The sequence below is a fragment of the Rhizobium sp. BR 250 genome, assembly GCF_047445855.1.
GTDB classification, from domain to species: domain Bacteria; phylum Pseudomonadota; class Alphaproteobacteria; order Rhizobiales; family Rhizobiaceae; genus Agrobacterium; species Agrobacterium tumefaciens_I.
Genome location: NZ_JARWKW010000008.1, coordinates 175,135 through 197,850, shown reverse-complemented (window position 1 = coordinate 197,850; position 22,716 = coordinate 175,135). Strand labels below are relative to the sequence as shown.

At 60.2% G+C, this 22,716-nt stretch carries 18 protein-coding genes; 8 read left to right on the top strand and 10 right to left on the bottom strand.

All coding sequences use genetic code 11. The annotated features are described in order from the left end of the window. Positions 1–43: 43 nt before the first annotated feature. Entirely contained in the window at positions 44–913 is an 870-nt protein-coding gene (locus tag QD336_RS14985; protein ID WP_499171212.1) for a helix-turn-helix transcriptional regulator, read from the bottom strand. A 123-nt stretch (positions 914–1,036) separates the two neighbouring features. Between QD336_RS14985 and QD336_RS14980 the strand changes: the two genes are divergently transcribed. Then, positions 1,037–2,488, top strand: a complete 1,452-nt coding sequence (locus QD336_RS14980) for an aldehyde dehydrogenase (RefSeq protein WP_499171211.1) — start codon at positions 1,037–1,039, stop codon at positions 2,486–2,488. Between the two features lie 30 nt (positions 2,489–2,518). Here QD336_RS14980 and QD336_RS14975 read toward each other — a convergent pair whose 3' ends face one another. After that, positions 2,519–3,415 carry a choline sulfate utilization transcriptional regulator gene (locus QD336_RS14975; protein WP_499171210.1) on the bottom strand — a complete coding sequence of 299 codons (897 nt, stop codon included), beginning with the start codon at positions 3,413–3,415 and terminating at the stop codon, positions 2,519–2,521. Between the two features lie 94 nt (positions 3,416–3,509). On the opposite strand from QD336_RS14975, the gene choX reads away from it, so the two are divergent. Further along, the gene (gene choX, locus QD336_RS14970; protein ID WP_499171209.1) at positions 3,510–4,463 is read left to right on the top strand and encodes a choline ABC transporter substrate-binding protein; all 954 of its coding nucleotides are present in this window, start codon (positions 3,510–3,512) and stop codon (positions 4,461–4,463) included. A gap of 14 nt (positions 4,464–4,477) precedes the next feature. Beyond that, positions 4,478–5,992, top strand: coding sequence for a choline-sulfatase (gene betC / locus QD336_RS14965; protein ID WP_499171208.1), 1,515 nt, complete (start codon positions 4,478–4,480; stop codon positions 5,990–5,992). A 15-nt stretch (positions 5,993–6,007) separates the two neighbouring features. Here the strand turns inward: betC and QD336_RS14960 are convergent, their stop codons facing one another. From QD336_RS14960 to QD336_RS14935, 6 genes are read right to left on the bottom strand one after another with little or no spacing between them, the layout of a single operon-like run. Continuing rightward, a complete protein-coding gene (locus tag QD336_RS14960; RefSeq protein ID WP_499171207.1) occupies positions 6,008–6,901 on the bottom strand; it encodes a carbohydrate kinase family protein in 894 nt (297 codons plus the stop codon). Further along, positions 6,898–7,938, bottom strand: a complete 1,041-nt coding sequence (locus tag QD336_RS14955) for an ABC transporter ATP-binding protein (protein WP_499171206.1) — start codon at positions 7,936–7,938, stop codon at positions 6,898–6,900. Before QD336_RS14955 ends, QD336_RS14960 begins: the two co-directional genes overlap by 4 nt. Further along, the gene (argH, locus tag QD336_RS14950; RefSeq protein ID WP_499171205.1) at positions 7,938–9,452 is read right to left on the bottom strand and encodes an argininosuccinate lyase; all 1,515 of its coding nucleotides are present in this window, start codon (positions 9,450–9,452) and stop codon (positions 7,938–7,940) included. The genes QD336_RS14955 and argH overlap by 1 nt, the downstream gene beginning before the upstream one ends. Positions 9,453–9,456: 4 nt before the next feature. Then, positions 9,457–10,299: a carbohydrate ABC transporter permease gene (locus QD336_RS14945; RefSeq protein WP_499171204.1), complete on the bottom strand. Its 843-nt coding sequence runs from the start codon at positions 10,297–10,299 to the stop codon at positions 9,457–9,459. Then, entirely contained in the window at positions 10,296–11,237 is a 942-nt protein-coding gene (locus QD336_RS14940) for a carbohydrate ABC transporter permease (RefSeq protein ID WP_499171203.1), read from the bottom strand. The genes QD336_RS14945 and QD336_RS14940 overlap by 4 nt, the downstream gene beginning before the upstream one ends. Before the next feature lie 17 nt (positions 11,238–11,254). Further along, entirely contained in the window at positions 11,255–12,520 is a 1,266-nt protein-coding gene (locus QD336_RS14935; protein ID WP_269343306.1) for a sugar ABC transporter substrate-binding protein, read from the bottom strand. Positions 12,521–12,762: 242 nt separating this feature from the next. Here QD336_RS14935 and QD336_RS14930 point away from each other — a divergent pair, with 242 nt between their 5' ends. From QD336_RS14930 to QD336_RS14920, 3 genes are read left to right on the top strand one after another with little or no spacing between them, the layout of a single operon-like run. Continuing rightward, complete coding sequence (locus tag QD336_RS14930) at positions 12,763–13,989, top strand: ROK family transcriptional regulator (RefSeq protein WP_499171202.1); 1,227 nt, start codon at positions 12,763–12,765, stop codon at positions 13,987–13,989. A gap of 18 nt (positions 13,990–14,007) precedes the next feature. Then, the gene (locus QD336_RS14925; protein WP_499171201.1) at positions 14,008–16,410 is read left to right on the top strand and encodes a PIG-L family deacetylase; all 2,403 of its coding nucleotides are present in this window, start codon (positions 14,008–14,010) and stop codon (positions 16,408–16,410) included. Next, positions 16,407–17,318 carry a DMT family transporter gene (locus QD336_RS14920; RefSeq protein ID WP_499171200.1) on the top strand — a complete coding sequence of 304 codons (912 nt, stop codon included), beginning with the start codon at positions 16,407–16,409 and terminating at the stop codon, positions 17,316–17,318. Before QD336_RS14925 ends, QD336_RS14920 begins: the two co-directional genes overlap by 4 nt. A 15-nt stretch (positions 17,319–17,333) precedes the next feature. Here QD336_RS14920 and QD336_RS14915 read toward each other — a convergent pair whose 3' ends face one another. Continuing rightward, positions 17,334–17,795, bottom strand: a complete 462-nt coding sequence (locus QD336_RS14915) for a hypothetical protein (protein ID WP_269343313.1) — start codon at positions 17,793–17,795, stop codon at positions 17,334–17,336. Between the two features lie 87 nt (positions 17,796–17,882). Beyond that, positions 17,883–18,776 carry an AraC family ligand binding domain-containing protein gene (locus QD336_RS14910; RefSeq protein WP_499171199.1) on the bottom strand — a complete coding sequence of 298 codons (894 nt, stop codon included), beginning with the start codon at positions 18,774–18,776 and terminating at the stop codon, positions 17,883–17,885. Positions 18,777–18,973: 197 nt separating this feature from the next. Here QD336_RS14910 and QD336_RS14905 point away from each other — a divergent pair, with 197 nt between their 5' ends. Both QD336_RS14905 and QD336_RS14900 read left to right on the top strand, forming a co-directional pair. Further along, positions 18,974–20,440: an alpha-glucosidase/alpha-galactosidase gene (locus tag QD336_RS14905; protein WP_499171198.1), complete on the top strand. Its 1,467-nt coding sequence runs from the start codon at positions 18,974–18,976 to the stop codon at positions 20,438–20,440. Positions 20,441–20,544: 104 nt separating this feature from the next. Next, a complete protein-coding gene (locus QD336_RS14900) occupies positions 20,545–22,632 on the top strand; it encodes an ABC transporter substrate-binding protein (RefSeq protein WP_499171197.1) in 2,088 nt (695 codons plus the stop codon). Positions 22,633–22,716: the final 84 nt, after the last annotated feature.

Here is a 22,716-nt window from a genome sequence, read left to right as displayed (position 1 = left end):
AAGGGGTGGGTTCCAGACAGGGCGTTACGCTATTGGCGGAGATTCAAGGCCAAGCGGCATAGGAATGGGGAGGAATATCTTGTGCCCGCATCGCTGCCCTTCGGAATCGGCCGGGAGATCTGCCCTCCTTGCGGGTGAAAAAGCGGTTGAAATAACCCGGATCCTGAAACCCCAAACGAAACGCGATTTCAGCAACTTGCAGGGAAGAGTTCAGAAGAAGCTCGCGCGCTTCCGAGAGCAGTTCGCGATGAATGTGGGCCTGCGGTGAAAGGCCTGTCGCGTTTTTGATGATCGAGCCCAGCCGGTCGCGGCTGATGCCGAGGTGGTGGGCATAGTCATCGACGCTCCAATGGTTGCGTTTATATTGCGCGACCAGCAGAACAAAACGTTCCGTCATGCTCGACGGCAGGGAAACCGCGCCGATTTCCGCTGTAGCATGCTGGCATATGCGGATCAGCGCGACGGACAGAAGGTTGGTGATGATCGTTTCCGTGACCGCTGTTGGTCTGAGGTTTTCAGCGGCGATGGTTTCCAGATAACCTGCCAGCTCCGCATGATCCCTCTCCGCAAGTGTCTCAGTCAGAACCCGTTGCAGGCCATTGCGAAGGGTGATTGCGCTTGTCCCTGCCGGCATTGCATGCGCAAGGCCGATTTCCGAGGCGGAAAGCAGCGAGGCGCGGCCTCCCGCCGCCAGTCGCAGGCGCCCGGTAAGGCCCGCGGGCAGCCAAGCCAATCCCGGTGCGGGCAAGGCAATGGTTTCGCCTTCCCGAATGATTTGCGCATGGCCGGCGGCAAGAAGGATGAGATGGGCATTACCCGCCGTCAGTTTGACCTCGCTTACCCGCAGCGATGAATTCAACATCCGCGCCAGCGTGGCCTGGCCGTTGCCGGCATTGTGATTTTGAAACGCCATTCAACCCTCAAAAGTACAATAAGCAGCCATACTAGTGCATTTTATCAGAGGCTGTCGTTGCTAAACTTCGGTCATAACGGGCGGAAGACCTTGAGGAGAAGGTCGCCCGACAGGAGGAGACATATGCAGACTGTCAATCTTTTTATCGGCGGCGACCATTGCCCGGCTACAGGCGGCAAGCGCTTCGAACGCCATAATCCCATCACCGGTGAGGTGGCGACCGACGCGGCGGCGGCGACGCCGGAGGATGCGACGCGTGCGGCCGATGCCGCAGCCGCCGCCTTTCCGGTCTGGTCGGCAACGCCGCCCGGCGAACGCCGCCGGCTGCTCCTTGCGGCGGCGCAGGCGCTTCTCGCCGCCGGGCCGGATATCACGCAGGCGATGAAGGAAGAGATCGGCGCGACGGACGCCTGGGCCGGCTTCAATGTGAAGCTTGCCAGCGACATGCTGGTCGAGGCGGCGAGCCTGACGACCCAGATCAAGGGCGAGATCATCCCCTCCAACCGGCCGGGCACCATGGCAATGGCGGTTCGTCAGCCAGCCGGCGTCGTGCTCTCCATCGCGCCATGGAACGCGCCGGTCATTCTCGGTGTGCGCTCCATCGCGACGCCGCTCGCCTGCGGCAATTCGGTGGTGATGAAGACATCAGAACTCTGCCCGCGCACCCATGCGCTGATCATCGAGGCGGTCGCTTCCGCTGGCCTGCCGAAGGGCGTGCTGAATGCGGTTTCCAATGCGCCGGAAGATGCGGCGAAAATCGTCGAAACGTTGATCGCCCATCCGGCGGTCCGAAGGGTGAATTTCACCGGCTCCACCCGCGTCGGCCGGGTGATTGCCGAAACGGCGGGTCGCTACCTGAAACCCGCGCTACTGGAACTGGGCGGCAAGGCGCCCTTCATCGTGCTTGACGATGCCGACATCGATGCGGCCGTCTCGGCGGCGGCCTTCGGTGCTTACATGAACCAGGGTCAGATCTGCATGTCGACGGAGCGAATCATCGTGCTCGACAGCGTCGCCGATACCTTCGTGGACGCTTTCGCCGGAAAAGCGGCAAGCCTGAAGGCCGGCGATCCGCGCGAGGGAAAAACCCCGCTCGGCTCGCTGGTCAGCGCCGAGGCAAGTTCGCGCATTCGCGCGCTGGTGGATGACGCCGTCTCCAAGGGGGCGCGGCTTGTGGCCGGCGGCGGCGGCAACGGCACCATGCTGGATGCAATCGCCGTCGATGGGGTCACGCCGGCCATGCGGCTTTATTCAGAGGAAAGCTTCGGCCCGGTCGTCTCCATCATCCGGGCGGGCAGCATCGATGAGGCGGTGAGCATCGCCAATGAAACCGAATTCGGCCTTTCCGCTGCGATTTTCGGCCGGGATCAGGCGCGGGCGCTGTCCGTCGCCGCGCGCATTGAAAGCGGCATTTGCCACATCAACGGCCCCACCGTTCATGACGAGGCGCAGATGCCTTTCGGCGGCGTCAAGGCCTCTGGTTACGGCCGCTTCGGCGGCACCGCGGGTATTGCCGAATTCACCGAACTGCGCTGGGTCACGCTGCAGGATGGTCCGCTGCATTATCCGATCTGAACCGGAAGAAGTGCTGGCCGGCGGGCGGCATCATCGCCGCTCGTCGATCAGCCAGCCGGTGAGTTTTTTTACCGCACTGTCGCTGCTTTTCGGCCGTATCAGCCAGTAACCGCGTCCCGGCGCATCAAGGCTTGGGCCTGCGGTCACCAGCACCCCCGCCTCTAGCAACGGATCGACCAGCCCGGCCCAGCCGAGCGCGAAACCCTGTTCGCCGATCGTTGCCTGAACCACCATGGTGTAGTTGTTGAAGCTGATATCGCCGCCATCATGTTCGGCACCCCTCAACACGCCGAAATGTCGGAAATAGGCGGGCCAGTCGAACCAGTGTGCCTGTGAGGTGTTTTCGAGATGGATGAGCTTCCGCCGTGAAAAATCTGCAACGCCCGAGGGGGCCGTTGCGTCCGCCAAAAGCGCCGGGGCACAAACGGGCGTGACTTTTTCCGAAAGAAGCAGCACCGCCCCGTCACCCGCCTCCTGCCGCGTGCCGAAAATGATCATCACGTCGCTGTCATGTTTGCCCTGTCCGAGCGGGTCCTGCGTGGCGACGATCTGGATGTTGATATCGGGGTTCAGCGCCCGAAAACCATGCATGCGCGGGATGAGCCAGAGAGACGAGAAGGCGTAGTCCGTATGCAGGCGGATTGTCTGCCGTTCTGCCGTGTGGCGCAGCTGGTGGACGAGGAGATCGATGGCGTCGACATTGCGCGAGACGATATCGAACAGCTTTTGCCCCTCGGCCGTCAGCTCAATGCCACGGTGTTTGCGGCGGATGAGAGCCACGCCCAGCTCATCCTCCAGCCTGCGGATCTGATAGCTGACGGCGGGCTGTGTCAGCCGCAGCGATCCCGCCGCCGCCGTCAGGCTGCCGCGGCGGGCAATTTCGGTGAAAATGCGCATCCATCCGAGATCGAGCGGCCGGTCTGACATTAAGAATCCTTATATCAACTATCGAAAAATACCCGCTTCACAGCCAAAAACAATGTGGTGTTCAATAAACACAACTAATAAAAGGGGAGCCGCAATGAAAACCAATTCTCGTTTCTTCCGCATTGCCGCCGGTCTGTTTCTGTCCGTGGCGACCTTCTCCACCCCACTTCATGCGGCCGACGACGCGGCCTGCAAGACGATCCGCCTCAGTGATCCCGGCTGGACCGACATCACCGCGACGAATGGCGTCGCCGCCGTGCTTCTGGATGCGCTGGGTTATGAAGCCGACGTCAAGACGCTCTCTGTGCCGATCGGCTATCAGGCGATGAAGAACGGCGAAATCGATGTTTTCCTCGGTAACTGGATGCCTGCCCAGAAATCCTTCGTCGATGATTTGAATGCCGCGAAAGCCGCCGAGGTGATGACGAAGAACCTTGAAGGGGCCAAGTTCACGCTGGCAGTGCCGGCCTATATGGCGGAAAAGGGCGTGAAGGATTTTGCCGATCTCGCCAAACATGCGGGCGAATTCGAAAGCAAGATTTACGGCATCGAGCCGGGCGCGCCTGCCAACCAGAATATCCAGAAGATCATCGACGCCAATGATTTCGGCCTGAAGGGCTGGCAGCTCGTCGAATCCGGCGAGCAGGCCATGCTGGCGCAGGTTGAGCGCGCGGGCAGGGACAAGAAGGCAGTGGTCTTCCTCGCCTGGGCGCCGCATCCGATGAATGAGAAGATTGATATCGCCTATCTCTCCGGCGGTGACGCTTATTTTGGTCCGAATTTCGGCGGCGCGGAGGTCTATACGCTTGCCCGCACCGGCTGGCCGCAGCAATGCCCGAATGCGGCGACGCTGTTCAAGAACCTGAAATTCGATATCGGCATGGAAAATAGCCTGATGGGCTCCATTCTTGGCGGCGAGGATTCCAAGGCGGCAGCTGCGGTCTGGCTGAAGGCCAATCCGAAAGCGCTGGACGGCTGGCTGCAGGGTGTCACCACGCTGGACGGCAAGCCGGGTGCGGATGCCGTCAAGGGCAAGCTTGGCCTCTAAACCGGAAACTGGAAATGCCGCGTCCCAATATCCTGATCCTGATGGCCGACCAGTTCAACGGGACGTTTTTTCCCGATGGCCCGGCCGATTTTCTCCATGCGCCGCATCTGAAGGCCCTGGCGGAGCGGTCTGTCCGCTTCGCCAACACCTATACGGCAAGCCCGCTCTGCGCGCCGGCCCGGGCCTCCTTCATGTCCGGGCAATTGCCCAGCCGCACGCGGGTTTATGACAATGCTGCCGAATTCGCCTCCGATATCCCGACCTATGCCCATCATCTGCGGGCGGCGGGTTATTACACCGGCCTTTCGGGAAAGATGCATTTCGTTGGGCCGGACCAGTTGCATGGCTTCGAGGAGCGCCTGACGACGGATATCTATCCGGCGGATTTCGGCTGGACGCCGGACTATACCAAGCCCGGCGAGCGTATCGACTGGTGGTATCACAATCTCGGTTCGGTCACCGGCGCGGGCGTCGCCGAAATCACCAACCAGATGGAATATGACGACGAGGTGGCCTATCACGCCACGCGTAAACTCTATGACCTGTCGCGTCGTCTCGATGACCGGCCGTGGTGCCTCACCGTCAGCTTCACCCATCCGCACGACCCCTATGTGGCACGGCGGAAATTCTGGGATCTCTATGAGGATTGCCCGGCGCTCGATCCGCAGACGGAGGCAATCCCCTTCGATCAGCAGGATCCGCATTCGAAGCGGCTGCTGGAGGCCTGCGATCATGAGGCGTTTGAGATCACAGGCGAGCAGATACGCCGGGCGCGCCGCGGTTATTTCGCCAATATCTCCTACATCGACGAGAAGATCGGCGAAATCCTCGACGTGCTGAAGGCGACGCGGATGGAGGAGGACACCATTATCCTCTTCCTGTCCGACCATGGCGATATGCTCGGCGAGCGCGGGCTGTGGTTCAAGATGTGCTTTTTCGAGGGCTCGGCCCGTGTGCCGCTGATGATAGCCGCACCCGGCTGGCAGCCGGCCCTGATCAATGCCCCGGTCTCGACGCTGGATGTCACGCCGACGCTCTGCGGTCTGGCAGGTCTCGATATCACCTCGCTCGAACGCTGGACGGACGGTGAGGATCTGGCAGCTCTGGCCGCAGGCACTGGTGAGCGTGGTCCAGTGCCGATGGAATATGCCGCCGAAGGCTCGATCGCTCCGCTCGTCGCCATTCGCGATGGCCGCTACAAGCTGTCGGTCTGCGAAGCCGATCCGCCGCTGCTCCACGATCTCGAGGCTGATCCGGAAGAGCGCATCAACCTTGCCGGCGATCCCGCTTTCAGCGATGTGCTTTCATCGCTTTCCGCCGAGATAGGCCGGCGCTGGCAGCTCCCCGTCTTCGATGCCGCCGTGCGTGAAAGCCAGGCGCGGCGCTGGGTGGTCTACAAGGCGCTGCGTAACGGCGCTTATTATCCGTGGGACTACCAGCCGCTGCAGAAAGCGTCGGAACGCTATATGCGCAACCATATGGACCTTAACGTTCTGGAGGAAAACCAGCGTTTTCCGCGCGGGGAATGATGCGGGCAGGGAACCTCACGCGGCGGCGGTCACCTTCGGTGCTCCGCCTGCCGCCTGCACGGCTAGGCTTCCCGCTGCAATACCGGCCTCAAGGCACAGTTTTTCTTTCTCTCGCCGCAGCCAGGCATCGATGAAGCCGGCATTGAACGCATCGCCCGCGCCGGTCGTGTCGACCACCGGGACCTTCTGAGCTGCCTCATGGTGAAGCCCGGCGACAGAAGACACCCATGCACCTTGTGCGCCGCCTTTGAGGGCGACGATCGGAAAAGCCTGCTCCAATGCCCTGATGGCCGCTTCCGGGTCAGAATGACCAGTGATCGCTTCGGCCTCTTCAAGATTGGGCAAAAACACGTCGACGCCCGCACAGGCCTTGAGCAGCCCCTTGTCGTAGATCAGCGACGCATCCCAACTCGGATCAAGAGAAACGGACAATCCGCTTGCCTTGGCACGCGCGACGAGATCGGGCATCTCATGCAGAGTAGCGAATTCGGCGATGTGCAGATGTCGTGCCTTGTCCCATGCTAAGGCCGCATCCAGCGTCGAAGGCCGGGCGGCACCGGCACGGCGTGTCAAAAACGCCCGGTCCTGACCGACCACTGTCGCCACCGTGACTTGAGGTCCGGCATCTGTCGCATGTTCCAGAAACTGCAGGTCGACGCCGCTTTGCGCCATTTTCTCACCGATATCGCGCGAAAACGTATCGGCGCCAAGCCTTGCCAGCAGTGCAACGGGGCGGCCTATATGGGCGAAATGTGCGGCGGCAATGAAGGCTCCGCCGCCGGCCGCTATTTCCATGTCGCGGGCAAACAATTCCCGGCCGAGCACGGGCAATTCATCGAGCCCGGTGAAAATGAGGTCGCAATAGATCCGGCCGATGCTGATGACGGCAGTTTTTTCTGTTGTCATCATGCGCGGCCCAGAAGCTTTTCCGTTTTAGCGTCGAAAAGATAAAGCGCGCCTGTCTCTGCCCGGCATTGCAACCGGCTGCCGACAGCGGGAATGGATTTTCCTCTCGCCGTGGCGATCACCGACGTCGTGTCGGTATCCAGATGGACCAGCGTTTCCGGGCCGAGCGGCTCAACAGCGGTTACGGTCCCCTCGAGCATAAACGTTCCCTGCGGAGCTTCGCTTTCTCCAACCAGCAGGCCATGCGGGCGAGCACCGATCAGAAGATCGCCCGTGGCGGAGGGAGCAACGCTGTTGGTTGTTCTTGAACCCCGCAGCAGGTTCATGGAGGGGCTGCCGATAAAGCGGGCAGTGAAGACATCGACCGGCGTTTCGTAGAGTTCCGTCGGCGTGCCGACCTGCAGGATATGACCGTCCTTCATCACCACGATCCGGTCCGCCATGGTCATGGCTTCCACCTGATCATGGGTGACGTAGACGGTGGTCGTCTTAAGACGCTGGTGCAAACGCTTGATTTCGATGCGCATTTGCGATCTCAGTTGCGCATCGAGATTGGAGAGCGGCTCGTCGAAAAGAAAGGCTGCGGGATCACGTACCATGGCGCGGCCGATGGCGACGCGCTGGCGCTGGCCGCCCGACAGGGCTGCGGGACGGCGGTCGAGCAGGGCTTCCAGCCCCAGCACCCGGCCGGCCTCTTCGATGCGCCGGTTCTTTTCCGTCTTGTCGAGCTTTGCGGTATAGAGCCCGAAGCCGATATTCTGGCGAACCGTCATATGCGGGTAGATCGCATAGTTCTGGAAGACCATGGCGATGTTACGCTGTTTCGGTTCCTTCTCGTTGACGACGTTTCCGGCGATCTTCAGCGTGCCGTCGGAAATCTCTTCCAGCCCCGCGATCATGCGCAGTGTGGTGGATTTTCCACAGCCGGACGGGCCGACAAAAACGACGAATTCACCGTCTTCAATGGCAAGGTCGATGCCCTTGACCGCTTCCACCTTGCCGTAGCGCTTCACGAGTTGATTGAGTTCGATTGTCGCCATTATCGCGCTCCCGTCAGGGCGGTGAATTTCTCTGCCAGTTCGGCGGCCCTTGCCGCTTCGTGATCGGCGGATCGCTGCGCTTCCGCTGCAAAGGTGCCGAGCCTGTCGCGATAGGCCGCAATCGCTTCCCGCATGGGTTCGGGTGCCGGGCCGCCGAAACGGGCGCGCACGGCGACGAAGTGCTCCGGCGAGACGATCTGCCTGAACTTTTCCTCGTCGATGCCGGTCTCGCGTCCTGTCAGCTTGCTGAAAGCCCTAAGGAACGGCTGGTAACCGTCATTCGGCAGATCGCCCTTCAGCGCGACGACGCTTTTGGCGACGGTCGCGGCAATCTCATGCGCCTGGCGGAAAGACAGGTCTTCGATACGGACAAGCGAATCCGCCAGTTCCGTGATGGTGATGCAGGACCTGCGGATATTCTGATCGACCCTTTCAGGATCGATGCTGATCTGGCTAACGAGGCTGGCGAGAAGATCGAGAACCCGGCCGGCAGAAGTGAAGGCCTCGTAACCCATGCCCTGCGTCTCGCCCTCACTGTCATTCATGTCGGTGAAGGGCGTATTGTGCATGACATCAAGCACGGTCCGCGCCCGGCCGAATGTCTGGCTGGCGAGGTGGCGCAGATGTTCGATCGGCACCGGGTTGCGCTTCTGCGGCATGATCGAGGAAATCTGCACCAGCGAATTCGGCACATAGATCTGGCCGACCTCAAAACTCGTCCAGAACTGGAAATCCTGAACGAGCCGGCCGAGATGCAGGAACATCAGTTCGATCGCGCCATAGGTTGCCGTCGTATAGTCCACGGCGGCGATGCAGGAATAGGAATTGCGCAGCGGCGCGGCAAAGCCCAGCAATTCGGCAACCCGCGCCCGGTCGATGGGGAAGCCCGAGGTGGTGATGGCAGCAGCGCCCATCGGCGAAAGATCGACGATACGGCGTGCCTCGGCGAAACGTTCGATATCCCGGATCAACACTTCGATGGCGGCGGAGAGGTAGTGGCCGAAGGTGGTGGGCTGGGCCGGCTGCCCATGCGTGTAGGCCACGATCAGGGTGGATTGATTGCGCTCGGCGGCATCGATCAGCGCTTTTAAGAGAACACGCGCCTTGGCGGTGAGCGTGTCGATCTTGTCCTTGAGGCCGATCTTGAACAGCGTGTGATCGATATCGTTGCGCGAACGGGCCGTGTGCAGGCGGCCTGCCACATCGACGCCGATGCGGGCTTTCAGCTCCTTCTCTATCAGGAAGAAGAAGTCCTCGACTTCACCGGTATAGACTAGTTCCGATGGTTCGATGGTTTTGTCGATGTCTTCGAGTGCGCCGGCGATCTTGGCTGCCGTCTCGGCGTCGAGAATACCGGTTTCGCGCAGCATGACGAGATGAGCGCGGTCTATGCGGCGGAAGCCGTCGACATGGTGGTTCTTGGCGCCGTCGAAAAGCGGGCGCAGCACGGTTTCCTTGTATACGGGATCGGGAAACTTGCTGGTATCCGACTGGCGCGGGTTGATATCGGCCATGATATTATCCTTTCAGACCCGCCAGCATCACACCGCGAACGATGTAGCGTTGCAGGACGATGAAGACGATGAGGGTAGGGATGGTCGCAATGGCGGCACCCGTCATGATCATTTCCCACTGGATCTGCTGCTCCACGGCAAAGCTCGAAAGACCGACGGGCAGGGTGTAGAGTTCCTTGCTAGTCGTGACGATCAGCGGCCAGAAGAACGCCGTCCAGTTGCCGAGGAAGGTGAAGATCGCAAGTGCGGAGAGCGCCGGCGTGACGAGCGGCAGGGCGACTTTCCACCAGATCTGGAACTCGTTCAGCCCATCGACGCGCGCGGCCTCGATAAAGTCGTTCGGAACCGTCTCGAAGAACTGCTTCATCAGGAAGGTGCCGAAGGCCGTCATCATGCCGGGGAACATGATGCCCCAGTAGCTGTCGAGCCAGCCCAGCTGGCTGGACATCAGATACCAGGGAATGACCAGCATTTCGGTCGGTATCATCAGCGTCGACAGGATGGCGAGGAAGATGAAATAACGGCCGCGGAACTCGAACTTCGCCAGTGTGTACCCGACAAGGCTGTCGAAGAAGCAGTTGGAAACGGTGACGATGACCGCAACCAGCATCGAGTTAAAGAACCAGCGCAGGAAACGGCCGTCGGCCATGACGGTGATGTAGTTTGCAAGCGTCGGCGCGGCCGGAATGAGACGTAGATCATAAACCTGATCCGCCGTCTTGAACGAGGTCGAGAACATGAAGAGCAGCGGCGAAACCATGATCAGGCCGCCGATGAACAGCAGCGTCCAGGCGAGAATGCGACCGGGGCGGATGCGGGCGTGGGAGAGTGGCGACGCTTCGCTCATTTCTTTTCCCTCAGGACCCAGAGCTGGATCAGCGATACGACGAGAAGAATGGTGAAAAGGACGACCGTCTGCGCTGCGGCATAGCCCATGGCATAGGAATTGAACGCGGTCTGGTAGATCATCAGCACCAGCGGTTTCGTCGAGCCGAGCGGGCCGCCCGGATCATTGGTGGTCATGTTATAGACCTGGTCGAAAATGCGCAGGAAGCCGATGGACGAGAAGACCACGAGGAAAACGGTGGTGGGTTTCAGAAGCGGCAGCGTGATCTTGCGCAGGATCGCCCATTCGCCGAGCCCGTCGATGCGGGCGGCTTCATAAAAGGTCGTTGGGATGGCGCGCAGGCCCGCCATGAAGATGATGATCTGAAAGCCGAGGCCTGCCCAGATGGCGGTCACCATGATCGAATAAAGCGCCTGATCCGTGGAGCGGATGAAGGGCTGTTGCGGAATGCCGATGAGGCTGAGCACGTCGTTGATGATGCCGATGGGCGGCGGCTGATAAAACCAGCGCCAGACCCAGGCCATGGCGGCAGCCGTGGTCAGGTAAGGCAGAAAATAAAGCGCGCGGATGAAACCGTGCAAAATGCGCACTCGGTCGAGATAAAAGGCGATGACGAATGCCAGCACGAGGCTGATCGGCGTGCCGACGATCAGATAGGCGAAGGTGTTCTTGAACACCTTCCAGAATTGCGGGTCCTTGAACAGCTTCGCGTAATTGGCGATGCCGATGAACTTTGCCGGTCGCAGCAGGTCCCAGTTGGTGAAGGACAGATAGAAAGCCTGCAGTGTCGGATAAAAACGGATGACGCTGTAAAACAGGATCGGGATCGCCAGAAAGCTCCAGATCCACAAAAGCCGTTTCGTGCGCATGGAAAGGCGATCTCCAAAGGAGCCGCCGGGGCGGCCGGATGCCGCCCCCTGTTGATCTATCGCTGTCATGGTCTGGCCTGCGGTTTTCAGGGTTTCGCCGCGTCGATGATTTCCTGCTCGGCTTCGGCTGCCTGCTTGATGGAATCTTCGACGGACTGACCTTCGAGAAGCACCCGGTTGGTCATGTCGATGGCGTTCTGCCGCTGGGCGGCTTCATCCATGAACAGCGTCGTATGGGCATATTCCAGACCCTTCAGGAACGGCGCGTAGATCGGGTCCTTCAGGTTTGCTTCGGTCAGCGCCGCGGAGCGCCGTGCCGGCAGTTCACCCACCGTCTTCAGCCAGATCGCCATGGCTTCCGGCGAGGAGATATAGGCGAGGAACTTCTTGGACGCCTCAAGCTCTTCACCGGTCGTCTTGGCGCTGATGCCGTTGGCGAAATAGCTCGCATAGTTGGAGCGGATGTTCTTGTCGTTGGTGGGAAGTTCGGTCACGCCCCACTCGAAATCCTTGATGGTGCGGAACGATCCGAGCCGGAAGGTGCCGTCGATGGTCATGCCGGCCTTGCCGGCCCGGAAGGCGGCCTGGCCCTCATCCATGAAACCCACCTGGCCGATCTTCTTTTCAAGCTGCAGGCTGGTATAGAATTTCAGGGCCTGGATACCCGGCTCGCTATTATAGGTCACTTTCTGGTCATTGTCGGTATAGGGCTCGCCGCCATACTGGCGGATGAGCACCTCACGCCACCACTGGTGATCCTGACCGCCCATGTCGAGCGTGGAACCGGCAACGGTGAGGTTTCCGGCGGCGTCGTGCTTGGCGATCTTTTCCGCGGCTGCCACGAATTCATCGAGCGTCTTCGGCGGGTTGGCGGCGTCAAGGCCGGCTTCGGTGAAGAGCTTCTTGTTGTAGAAAAGCGCCAGCGAACGAACCGCCGTCGGCAGGCCGTAATAGTCGTCGCCGCGTTTCATGGCGCTGACGATCGGGAAAAATTCGCTTTCGATCTTGTCATGCGGGAATGCGTCGGCGGGCAGCGGCTGCAAGATGCCCCCGGCTGCGAACTTGTCCAGCCAGCCGTAGAACAGCTGCATCACGTCAGGGCCCTTGCCAGAAAGATTGGCGGCGATGACGCGTGTCTGGTAATCGGCGTAAGGAAAGGTCACCTGCTTGACGGTGATGTCAGGATTGGCCTTCTGGAATTCCGCGATCAGCTCATCCATGGCCTTCACGCGTGTGTCGAAGACATATTGCCAATATTCGATTTCAACCGCCTGCGCGGCGTTGAATGCAAATGTGCTGAAACCGGCGACCAAGCCGGCGAACAGAGTTGCCCTGCGCATGTAAGCCTCCATTTCCTCCGTCCGGTCTTCCGGATGCGGAGTGATCGTTCCCTTTATCCGCGCTTTCGCGCGCGCTCATCGATTTGCCGGCAACGGAGTTTCCTCTTCCGCCCCAAACAAGCCTGACCCCCGGTCGCTCTCTACGGTTCTCTGAAGGCGCGCATTTGTCAATAAGATAATTTACTTGAATTAATATATTGCGCTTATCGTCCATTCGACGCTATGAATTTTCCAAGAGACGGGAAGTTGAAGAGATGACGGTGCACACGGTGGACGCTTATCCCGTAGCAATCGGAAAAAATCCTGAGCGCAGCCGCGAACACAACAGGCGAGTCGTCCTCGATATCGTCCGGCGGCACGGGTCGCTCGGCCGAGCCCAGATCGCCAAGATCACGCATCTGACGCCGCAGGCGGTTGCCAATATCGTTGACGAGTTGATGGGCGAGGAATTGCTGAAGGAACTCGGCCGTCGCCGCACGGGCAGGGGGCAGCCGCCGATCCAGTTCGCCGTCAACCCGGATGGAGGGGCGACGATCGGTGTGGAAATCGCCGCTGACCATATGGTCACCGTCGGGCTCGATCTTGCCGGCGTGTTGCGTACCCATCGTGTTACCCCGCTAAAGGACACGACGCCTGAGGCCATATTCAAGACCTTTGCCGCCGAGCATGCCGCTGTTGCGAAAAATCTCGGCTGCAGGCTGCTCGGCACCGGGGTCGTCATGCCCGGCCCCTTTGAGATCGACGGCATGACCTCCGTCGGACCGACGACGCTTTCCGGCTGGGATGGCATCGATGCCCGGCAGATGCTGGGGGAAGCCTGCGGCCAGCAGGTCGTGGTGGAAAACGATGCGACGGCCGCTGCGGTCGGGGAACGGCTGTTCGGCGCGGGGCTGGCCATCCCGAATTTCTGCATGATCTATTTCGGCGTCGGTATCGGCCTCGGCATCATTCAGGACGGATCGCCCTATCGCGGCGCATTCGGAAATGCCGGTGAAATTGGCCATGTGACCGTTTCGCCAAAGGGAAGGCTTTGCCCCTCCTGCGGACAGAGTGGGTGCCTGGAAGCTTATGCCTCGGTCTACGTGCTGAAGGAAAAACTTGTCTGCGCCGGTGTCGTGGATACCGAGCTTGACGAGCTGGAAGCCCTGTTCAGAGAGGGCAACCCGGTGGTGATGGAATGGATCGACGAGGCCGCTGCCCATCTGGCGCCCATGGTTGCGATGCTCGAGAATATTCTCGACCCGCAGACGGTCATTCTCGGCGGCGCGCTGCCTGAGATCATCATCAGTGAAATCATTGCGCGGATGGGGCCTTTGCCCACCTCGGTCGCGAGCCGGCGACAACGGGAACTGCCGCGTGTCATCCACGGCAAGTCCGGGCAACTGACCGCTGCCCTCGGTGCTGCCGCCTTGCCGTTGTTCGACATCGTCACGCCAAAACTCGAGACATCCATGGGAGCCGCAGCGCAGGCACCCGGCTGAATATTGGAGGAGACCGCCATGCTTAACCCCCGGGAGCGTATCGAACGGCAGATGGCCGATCCGTGGCTTTTGCGCCTGCACCGCAAACTGAGCGCGCTGAAATCCACCGTCACCGTCATGCATACCGGCGCACACCCGGACGACGAGCAGAACGGACTTCTCGCCTATTTCCGCATGGAACTCGGCATGCGGATCATCATCGCCTGCTCGACGCGTGGTGAAGGCGGGCAGAATGCACTGGGGCCGGAGCGACTCGGCGCGCTCGGCGTCATCCGGTCGCGGGAGCTGGAGGAGGCCGCCCGCGTCATCGATGCGGATATAAGCTGGCTCGGTCACGGTCCGGCGGATATCATTCACGACTTCGGTTTTTCCAAGGATGGCGACCAGACATTTAATCGCTGGGGGCAGCAGCGTATCGTCGAGCGACTGGTGCGCGCCTACCGCAGGGAGCGGCCCGATATCGTCATTCCGACATTTCTCGATGTGCCGGGACAACACGGGCATCATCGCGCCATGACGCGTGCGGCAAAGAGCGCCATCGTGCTGGCCGCCGACCCCACCGCCTATCCCGAACATTTCGCCGAGGGGCTGAAACCGTGGAAGGTGGCGAAGTACTATCTTCCCGCATGGTCAGGCGGTGGCGACACCTATGATGACGAAGTGCCGCCGCCGGAAACGACGCTGACGATCAATGTTCCGGGCAGGGAGCAGGCCACCGGTGCGCAATATGACCGAATCGGCGAATGGTCGCGTTATTATCACGCCTCGCAGGGAATGGGACATTGGCCGAAGCGGGCGCAGGAGGTCTGGCCGCTGCATCTCGAACTCTCCGATGCCGTCGGTGGTGAGGAAAGCTCGATCCTCGACAGGCTGCCGTCTTCACTGTCCGACCTTGCGGCTTTTCCGGGGCTGGATGCCGAATTGGCAAAGGCGCTGGTCAAGGCCGATCAGGCAATAACCGAAGCAATAGCGGCATTCCCCGATAAGCAGCGGATAACGGCGTCACTTCTTGCGGCGGCGGCTCTTTTGCAGTCGGTCGAAGAGGCTGCAGCCACGGATTTCAGGGAGCTGCACGGGCATCGGATCGTGCGCAAGCGCGCGCAGGTCGACGCCGCTATCCTGACGGCGCTCGACGTTTTCGAGCGGGCCTATGCCGAGCCGGCGGAAATCGTTCCGGGTGGGACATCGGCTCTTTCCGTGGAGCTTACGGGCAGGGCATCAGAATTTGATGTCGAGGTCACGCCCGTCCTTCCATCGGGTGTTTCATCATCCATTCAATCGCGTGGCGAGATGCTGGTCTTTTCGCTTGCCGCCGATCCGGATGCTGCTGTTTCGGGGCTTTACCAGCCCGACTGGAAAGCCTCGGGCGGCAATGGCCATGCTTCCGTGCTGCTTTCCGCAAAGGTTGAAGGCAGAAAGGTCTCGGCCGCCTTCGATCTGGAGGAGGCGTTTTTCGTAACCCCCGCGCAGTCGCTGACGATAGCGCCCGATGCCCTTCTGGTGCCGCTTGGGCAGGGGCAGGGTACACATGTCTTTCAGGCGCATATAAAGGGTGCCGATGCGCCGCTCTCGTTCAGGAATACGGGCGGCTGGAACCTGCGCAAGAACGGCGGCGACTGGATTGCCGAACGTACCGGTGAGGCCCAGGCGGGCCTTGCCCAGATTGAAGCGCTTGTCGGTTCGCAACCGGCCTTTCAGATCACGCCCATCGCTTATCCGCATATCGGCAGGGCAAGGTTTCTGGCGCCTTCCGCTTTGAAAATCCTGTCGCTGGATCTCAAGCTGCCCGAGGGCGCGCGCGTCGGTTATGTCGGTGGTGGCGCCGACAGGGTGGGTCTTTGGCTTTCGCGCATGGGCCTCGATGTCACCGAACTCGATGCCCAGGCGCTAGGCGGCGACCTGTCGTCCTTCACGACGATCGTTATCGGCATCTTTGCTTTCGGTATCCGCAAGGATCTGGCCGCCGCGACGGAAAGACTGCATCGTTTCGTCGAAGATGGTGGCCATCTCGTCACGCTCTATCACCGGCCGACCGATGGATGGAACCCGGAGACGACACCTGTGAGGCGGCTTGAGATCGGCAAGCCTTCCTTGCGCTGGCGCGTGACCGACCCGCAGGCGGAGGTGACAGTGCTGGCGCTTGACCATCCATTGCTTGCCGGCCCCAACAGGATCGATGCCGCCGACTGGGCGGGCTGGGACAAGGAGCGCGGGCTTTATTTCGCCTCGCGCTGGGATGATGTCTACGAGCCGTTGCTCGCCATGCATGATGTCGATGAACAGCCGCTCAAGGGCGCGCTGGTCTCCGGTGCCATCGGCGAAGGCCGGCACACCCATACAAGCCTCGTGCTGCATCACCAGATGGACAAGCTTGTGCCGGGGGCCTTCCGCCTTATGGCCAATCTTGTGCAGCCGGCGTGAATGGCGACACCCAAAGCGAAGAACAGGAAAACCCGCGCGAAACGGATACACGCGCGGGCATTGGCTGGCTGTTGCTGGACATGACCCTTGTTGCGGGTGGAATGACCGCGCTCGTCAAGGCGCAGGGCGTCACCTATCCCGCCTTCCAGCTGGTCTTTATCAGGGCGATGATCGGTCTGATGTTCATCCTGCCGCTCATCTGGCGGCACAGGGGAGAAATGGTGCGTGTCAAATATCCCTGGCGCAACATTTTCCGCATCTGCTGCAACGCCATCGCACTCACCAGCAATTTCATCGCCATCACCCTGTTGCCGCTTGCGACCGTCAACGCCGTCGGTTTTTCCCGGCCATTGGTGACGATGGCGATGGCCGTCGCCTTTCTTGGCGAAAACGTGAGCCGTTTTCGCTGGACGGGGGCCTGTCTTGCATTTGTCGGCGTTCTGGTCGTCATCGGGCCGGGCGGCACGGAGTTTGGCGCGGGCGTGATTGTTGTTCTGGTATCGGTGGTGTTCGGGGCGCTTGCGGTGATCCAGACCCGGGCGCTGCGGCAGGAAAATACCACGGTCATGATGGTGTTCTACACGGTGGGCCTCGCCGTCATCACCGCCGTTCCGGCGATCTGGACATGGAAACCGGTTGCGTCATTCGACTGGGTTCCGCTGCTCGGCATCGGATTGCTGGCGCAGATGGGGCAATATTGCTTCCTGCGGGCCTATCGCATTGCCGATGCCAGTGTCCTTGCACCCGTTGGCTATCTATCGATCCTGTTCGTGACCGCTGTCGGATATTTCCTGTTTGACGAGGTGCCGGAAGCCCGTGTGGTTTTCGGTATCGTCATTATTCTCGTTTCGTTGCAATCAACTGTCCTTGCCGAATATCTTCTGAAGAGGCTGCGCCGCAAACGGTGACGGGGCACCCTGCCTCTATTGGGCTAGAACCCGGAGCCTGACCCAGTTCAGTGCCGCAAGTTTGAAGCGATCGTAAAACGAACGTGCGAAACGCACATAGCGCATGATCCATGCGAGCCAGGCATAGGTGAGCAGCTTTTCCTGTCCCGCGTGATAAATGCGTTCGACGATCAGGAAGGTTGCGAGATGGGCAAGGATTGTCAGGGCAAGACCCGTCTTGACCGCGCCATGGGCAATCAGAACGAGACCGACGATCTTCATCGGTTCGGCGATGGCGAAGGGCACCGCAAGGCAAAGGAGAATGGCGAGGCGCGGCAATCGCGCGATCCGGTTTTCCAGCCGCTTGATGAATGTCAGGCCGGATATGGCCTTTATCACCGGCCGATAGAGCGGACGGAAAATGCCGTCGAGGATCAGCGCGAAAACGATGATTGCCCGCAGCGGAAAGACGAGGATAGTCCGGATTTTACTGTTCACCTCGGCCGGTCTCCAAAAGGGTTGCGCTCCAAAAGAGGTTGTACCCATTCTTAATCGCCTGAAACGTGGCAAAACCAAGTTGCGCCTTCACGTTCCATTCTGCCGCACGCTCGCATACATGCCGGTGGTGCGGAATTCGCTTGGATTGATGCCGTAAAGGCGGCGGAAGACCTTGGAGAAATAGTTCGGATCCTCGAAACCACACAGCACCGACACCTCCTTGATGGGGATATTCGCGGCCGTTGTCAAAAGCTTGGCCGCCCGCCGCAGGCGTCGTTGCAAAACGAATTCTGCCGGTGGCAGGCCTTCGCTCGCCGTGAAGATGCGGGAAAAGTGGGCCCGGCTGAGGCCCGCCACCGCCGCGAGGTCGCTCACCGAAAGCCGCTCGCCGAGATGACTGTCGATGTAGCTCAGCACCTGCTGCAGGGTGCGATATTCACCGCCAAAGGAGGGGTGCGAGCCGAAGACATCGTCATAAAGTGTCATCGCCGCCTCATAGGCGACGGCGGAAGCCGCGCCCGGCGTTTCCGCGCCGTTGACGAGGCGTGAGCAGCATTCGGCAAGGTGATCGACGGTTTCGGGCTGGAGCTTGAGGATCGGACCGGTGACGGAGAGGATATTGCGGTGAATGCGCAGCGCCTCCTCGCCATTCATGGAAATCCAGAAGAACTCCCACTCCTTGCCCTCTTCCAGCCAGTAGCGGTGATTGTGGGGGATAAGCAGCAGCAGGGTTTCACCCGGCCTAACCACATAATGCCGGTTCTCGTAACGCAGGTTGCCCTGACCGGCGATGCAATATTGCAGAACGGTGAAGGGTGTCTGGCCACGTTTGCGCCCGTCCCAGTCATAATTGCCGTCGCGGCGGATCTCATAACCGCTGCTGGTCGGCATGGTGTGCAGCGTCTGGCGGCCGCGTGGCAGCGAGACGGTGCGCATGCCGGGTCCCTGATCGATCAAATCATGCAGCACAAAATTACCCATGAAAGCATAATCCTTCTCTGGTTCTCTCCGTCTTTATACGCATAATCCCGATCCGAGGAGACAGCCAGCGGGATATTGTTGCTGAGAAATTGGGAAGAAGGCCGGTTTTACGGGATTCTTACGGGTATTTTTCTGCAGCGCCATTTTACGATCCTTCGGCCCGTTTCACCCGTTCGATTTGCAACAGAGGTGGCGTTATGAGTTTCAAAATCGCTATTATTGGCGCAGGCAGCGTCGGTTTCACGAAAAAACTGTTCACCGATCTCCTGTGCGTGCCGGAGTTTCGCGACATCGAAGTCGCACTGACGGATATCAGCCAGCACAATCTCGATATGATCAAGGCTATCCTCGAAAAGATCGTTGAGGCCAATGGTTTACCGGTGAAGGTGACGGCCGATACTGACCGCCGCCGGGCACTTGAGGGCGCGAAATATATCATCAGCTGCGTGCGGGTTGGCGGTCTGGAAGCTTATGCCGACGATATCCGCATTCCGCTGAAATATGGCATCGACCAGTGCGTGGGCGATACGATCTGCGCCGGCGGCATTCTCTATGGCCAGCGCAACATTCCGGTCATTCTGGATTTCTGCAGGGATATCCGCGAGGTTGCGACACCGGGTGCGAAGTTCCTGAACTATGCCAACCCGATGGCCATGAACACCTGGGCGGCCATCGAATATGGCAAGGTGGATACGGTCGGTCTCTGCCACGGCGTGCAGCATGGCGCGGAACAGATCGCTGAAATCCTCGGCGCGAAATCGCTGTCCGAGCTGGATTACATCTGCTCCGGCATCAACCACCAGACATGGTTCATCGACCTCAGGCTCAACGGCCGAAAGATCGGAAAAGATGAGCTGGTTGCCGCCTTCGAGGCGCATCCGGTCTTTTCACAGCAGGAAAAGCTGCGCATCGACGTGCTGAAGCGCTTCGGTGTCTATTCGACCGAGAGCAACGGTCACCTCTCCGAATATCTGCCGTGGTATCGCAAGCGGCCTGACGAGATCGCCCGCTGGATCGACATGTCCGACTGGATCCACGGCGAAACCGGCGGTTACCTGCGTCACTCCACGGAAACGCGCAACTGGTTCGAAACCGAATTCCCACAGTTTCTGGCGTCCGCAGCGAAGCCGATCGATCCGGCCAAGCGCTCCAACGAACATGCGAGCCATATTCTCGAGGCGCTGGAGACAGGACGCGTCTATCGCGGCCATTTCAATGTCAAGAACAACGGCGTCATCAGCAACCTGCCGGCCGATGCCATCATCGAGTCACCCGGTTTCGTCGACCGTTTCGGCATCAACATGGTCTCCGGCATCACGCTGCCGGAAGCCTGCGCGGCCACCTGCATGGCCTCCATCAACGTGCAGCGCATGTCGGTGCACGCGGCGGTCAGCGGCGATATCGATCTCCTGAAGCTCGCGGTGCTGCATGATCCGCTGGTAGGCGCCGTCGCGACGCCGGAAGAGGTCTGGCAGATGGTGGACGAAATGGTCGTCGCGCAGGCACGCTGGCTGCCGCAATATGCCGATGCCGTGCCGGCGGCGAAGGAAAGGCTGGCGAAATCCACCGTCAAGACGCGTGACTGGGCAGGGGCTGCGCGCCGCAATGTTCGTTCCATCGAAGAGTTGCGGGCCGAAAAATCGGCGCTGAAAAAGGCTGTCTGAGGAAAAGCATGGAAACAGGCCGGCGGCGGAAGGGAGTTCGCCGTCCGGTTAGAACGATCACAGAGGGTGGGCGGTCGAAGAGCTGCCATTTGGGAGGAAAAACGATGTTAGTTCAACGCAAGATCGGTATCATCTCGGCACTGGGGCTCAGTGTTTCGATGATCGCACTCAATGCGCATGCCTTCGAGACCACCACGCCGCCGGAGCCGCCGCAATTTCCGGCCGAAGGCAAGATCAACTATGTGGCGCGCGACTCGATCCTCGAATTCAAGGCGCTGCCGAGCTACAGCGAACCCGACTGGATCACCGAAAAATTCGAGAAGGCGGGCAAGCTGCCGCCCTTGAAAGAGCGACTTCCGGAAGAACCGCTGGTCTACAAGACGGGTAATATGCCCGACGGTATGGGTGTTTACGGTGACACGATGCGCCATGTCGTGGGCGGCCGGCCCGAGGGCTGGAACTATATTGCCGGCCAGAGCCAGGGCTGGGGCGGCATCGATATTGCGCTTTCGGAGTGCCTGACGCGCACCGCACCGCTCTTCCAGGTGGATGCCAAGGATACCGAACCGCTGCCCAACCTGGCCAAAAGCTGGGAATGGTCTGAAGATGGCCACAAGCTGACGATGCATCTGGTCAAGGGCGCCAAGTGGTCGGACGGCGAAGCCTTTAACGCCGATGACGTGATGTTCTATTGGGAAGATGCGGTCATCGATCCCAATGTGTCGCCGCTCGGCGGCGGTGCGTCGCCTGAGGCTTTCGGTGAAGGAACGACGCTTAAAAAGGTCGATGATTATACCGTCGAATGGACCTTCAAGGCCGCTTTCCCCAAGCAATATCTCTACACCATGGCCTATCCGAGCTTCTGCCCCGGGCCGTCGCATATCTTGAAGCCGCAGCATCCGAAATATTCCAAGAACACCTATAACCAGTTCAAGAACGCTTTCCCGCCGGAATATATGAACATGCCGGTCATGGGTGCATGGGTGCCGGTGTCCTACCGGCCCGACGATCTCATTGTTCTGCGTCGTAACCCTTATTACTGGAAGGTGGATGAAAAGGGCCAGCAGCTACCCTACTTGAACGAAGTCCACTACAAGCTCTCCACCTGGGCGGACCGCGATGTGCAGGCCGTGGCGGGATCGGGTGATTTCTCCAACCTCGAACAGCCGGAGAACTTCGTTGCCTCGCTGAAACGCGCTGCTGATCCCAATGCGCCAGCCCGCCTTGCCTTCGGGCCGCGCCTCATCGGTTATAATCTGCAGATGAATTTCTCCGCCAATGGCTGGGGCAATCCGGACGAGCGCGGACAGGCAATCCGTGAGCTGAACCGCAACGAGGTGTTCCGTCAGGCCGTCACCTCTGCTCTCGATCGCAAGGCGATCGGTGACTCGCTGGTGAAGGGACCTTTCACGACGATCTATCCGGGCGGTATTTCATCAGGCACCAGCTTTTATGATCGCGCCTCCACGGTGTACTACCCCTTCAACTTCGAGGGCGCCAAGGCGGCACTCGCCTCGATCGGCCTGAAGGACACCGATGGCGATGGTTTCCTGAACTTCCCCAAGGAGACGTTAGGCGGCCGCAATGTCGAGATTACCCTTCTCGTCAATAACGGTTACGCGACGGACAAGAGCCTTGCGGAAGGTCTCGTGGGCCAGATGGCGAAACTCGGTCTGCGCGTCGTCATCAACAGTCTCGATTCCAACCAGCGCGATGCCGCCCATTATGGCGGGCAGTTCGACTGGCTGGTGCGGCGCAACTCCACCGAGCTTTCCTCCGTGGTGCAGAATACCGAGCAGCTTGCTCCTGTCGGCCCGCGCACCAGCTGGAACCATCGCTCGCCCGAAGGCAAGGAGCTGGATCTGATGCCGTTCGAGAAGGAGATGGCCGATCTGGTGCGGAAATTCATTTCCTCGCAGGACAACGCCGAACGGGCCGAGCTGATGAAGCAATATCAGAAGGTCTATACGCAGAACCTCTATACGATCGGCCTCACCGAATATCCGGGCGCGCTCATCGTCAACAAGCGGTTCTCCAACGTGCCGCAGGGTACGCCGATCTTCATGTTCAACTGGGCCGAAGATTCCATCATCCGCGAACGCCTGTGGGTGGCGGCCGACAAGCAGGGCAAATACGAACTTTTCCCTGAGCAGCTGCCCGGCAAGCCGGGTGAGGGCGGGCCGATCAACTAGGCATTCCAGTAAAAGTGCGTAGCGGTTTTCCGTCCGGAAAATGCGAAACTTGAAGAACTCCTCCCGGAGCACACCCGGTACCGG

Bases quoted from the DNA above. Each gene is read 5' to 3' on its own strand.
- QD336_RS14985 (WP_499171212.1), bottom strand. From the start codon at position 913: ATGGCGTTTCAAAATCACAATGCCGGCAACGGCCAGGCCACGCTGGCG.
- betC (WP_499171208.1), top strand. From the start codon at position 4,478: ATGCCGCGTCCCAATATCCTGATCCTGATGGCCGACCAGTTCAACGGG.
- QD336_RS14925 (WP_499171201.1), top strand. From the start codon at position 14,008: ATGCTTAACCCCCGGGAGCGTATCGAACGGCAGATGGCCGATCCGTGG.
- QD336_RS14940 (WP_499171203.1), bottom strand. From the start codon at position 11,237: ATGACAGCGATAGATCAACAGGGGGCGGCATCCGGCCGCCCCGGCGGC.
- QD336_RS14960 (WP_499171207.1), bottom strand. From the start codon at position 6,901: ATGATGACAACAGAAAAAACTGCCGTCATCAGCATCGGCCGGATCTAT.
- QD336_RS14900 (WP_499171197.1), top strand. From the start codon at position 20,545: ATGTTAGTTCAACGCAAGATCGGTATCATCTCGGCACTGGGGCTCAGT.
- QD336_RS14945 (WP_499171204.1), bottom strand. From the start codon at position 10,299: ATGAGCGAAGCGTCGCCACTCTCCCACGCCCGCATCCGCCCCGGTCGC.
- QD336_RS14905 (WP_499171198.1), top strand. From the start codon at position 18,974: ATGAGTTTCAAAATCGCTATTATTGGCGCAGGCAGCGTCGGTTTCACG.
- QD336_RS14975 (WP_499171210.1), bottom strand. From the start codon at position 3,415: ATGTCAGACCGGCCGCTCGATCTCGGATGGATGCGCATTTTCACCGAA.
- QD336_RS14930 (WP_499171202.1), top strand. From the start codon at position 12,763: ATGACGGTGCACACGGTGGACGCTTATCCCGTAGCAATCGGAAAAAAT.
- QD336_RS14955 (WP_499171206.1), bottom strand. From the start codon at position 7,938: ATGGCGACAATCGAACTCAATCAACTCGTGAAGCGCTACGGCAAGGTG.
- argH (WP_499171205.1), bottom strand. From the start codon at position 9,452: ATGGCCGATATCAACCCGCGCCAGTCGGATACCAGCAAGTTTCCCGAT.
- QD336_RS14980 (WP_499171211.1), top strand. From the start codon at position 1,037: ATGCAGACTGTCAATCTTTTTATCGGCGGCGACCATTGCCCGGCTACA.
- choX (WP_499171209.1), top strand. From the start codon at position 3,510: ATGAAAACCAATTCTCGTTTCTTCCGCATTGCCGCCGGTCTGTTTCTG.
- QD336_RS14910 (WP_499171199.1), bottom strand. From the start codon at position 18,776: ATGGGTAATTTTGTGCTGCATGATTTGATCGATCAGGGACCCGGCATG.
- QD336_RS14935 (WP_269343306.1), bottom strand. From the start codon at position 12,520: ATGGAGGCTTACATGCGCAGGGCAACTCTGTTCGCCGGCTTGGTCGCC.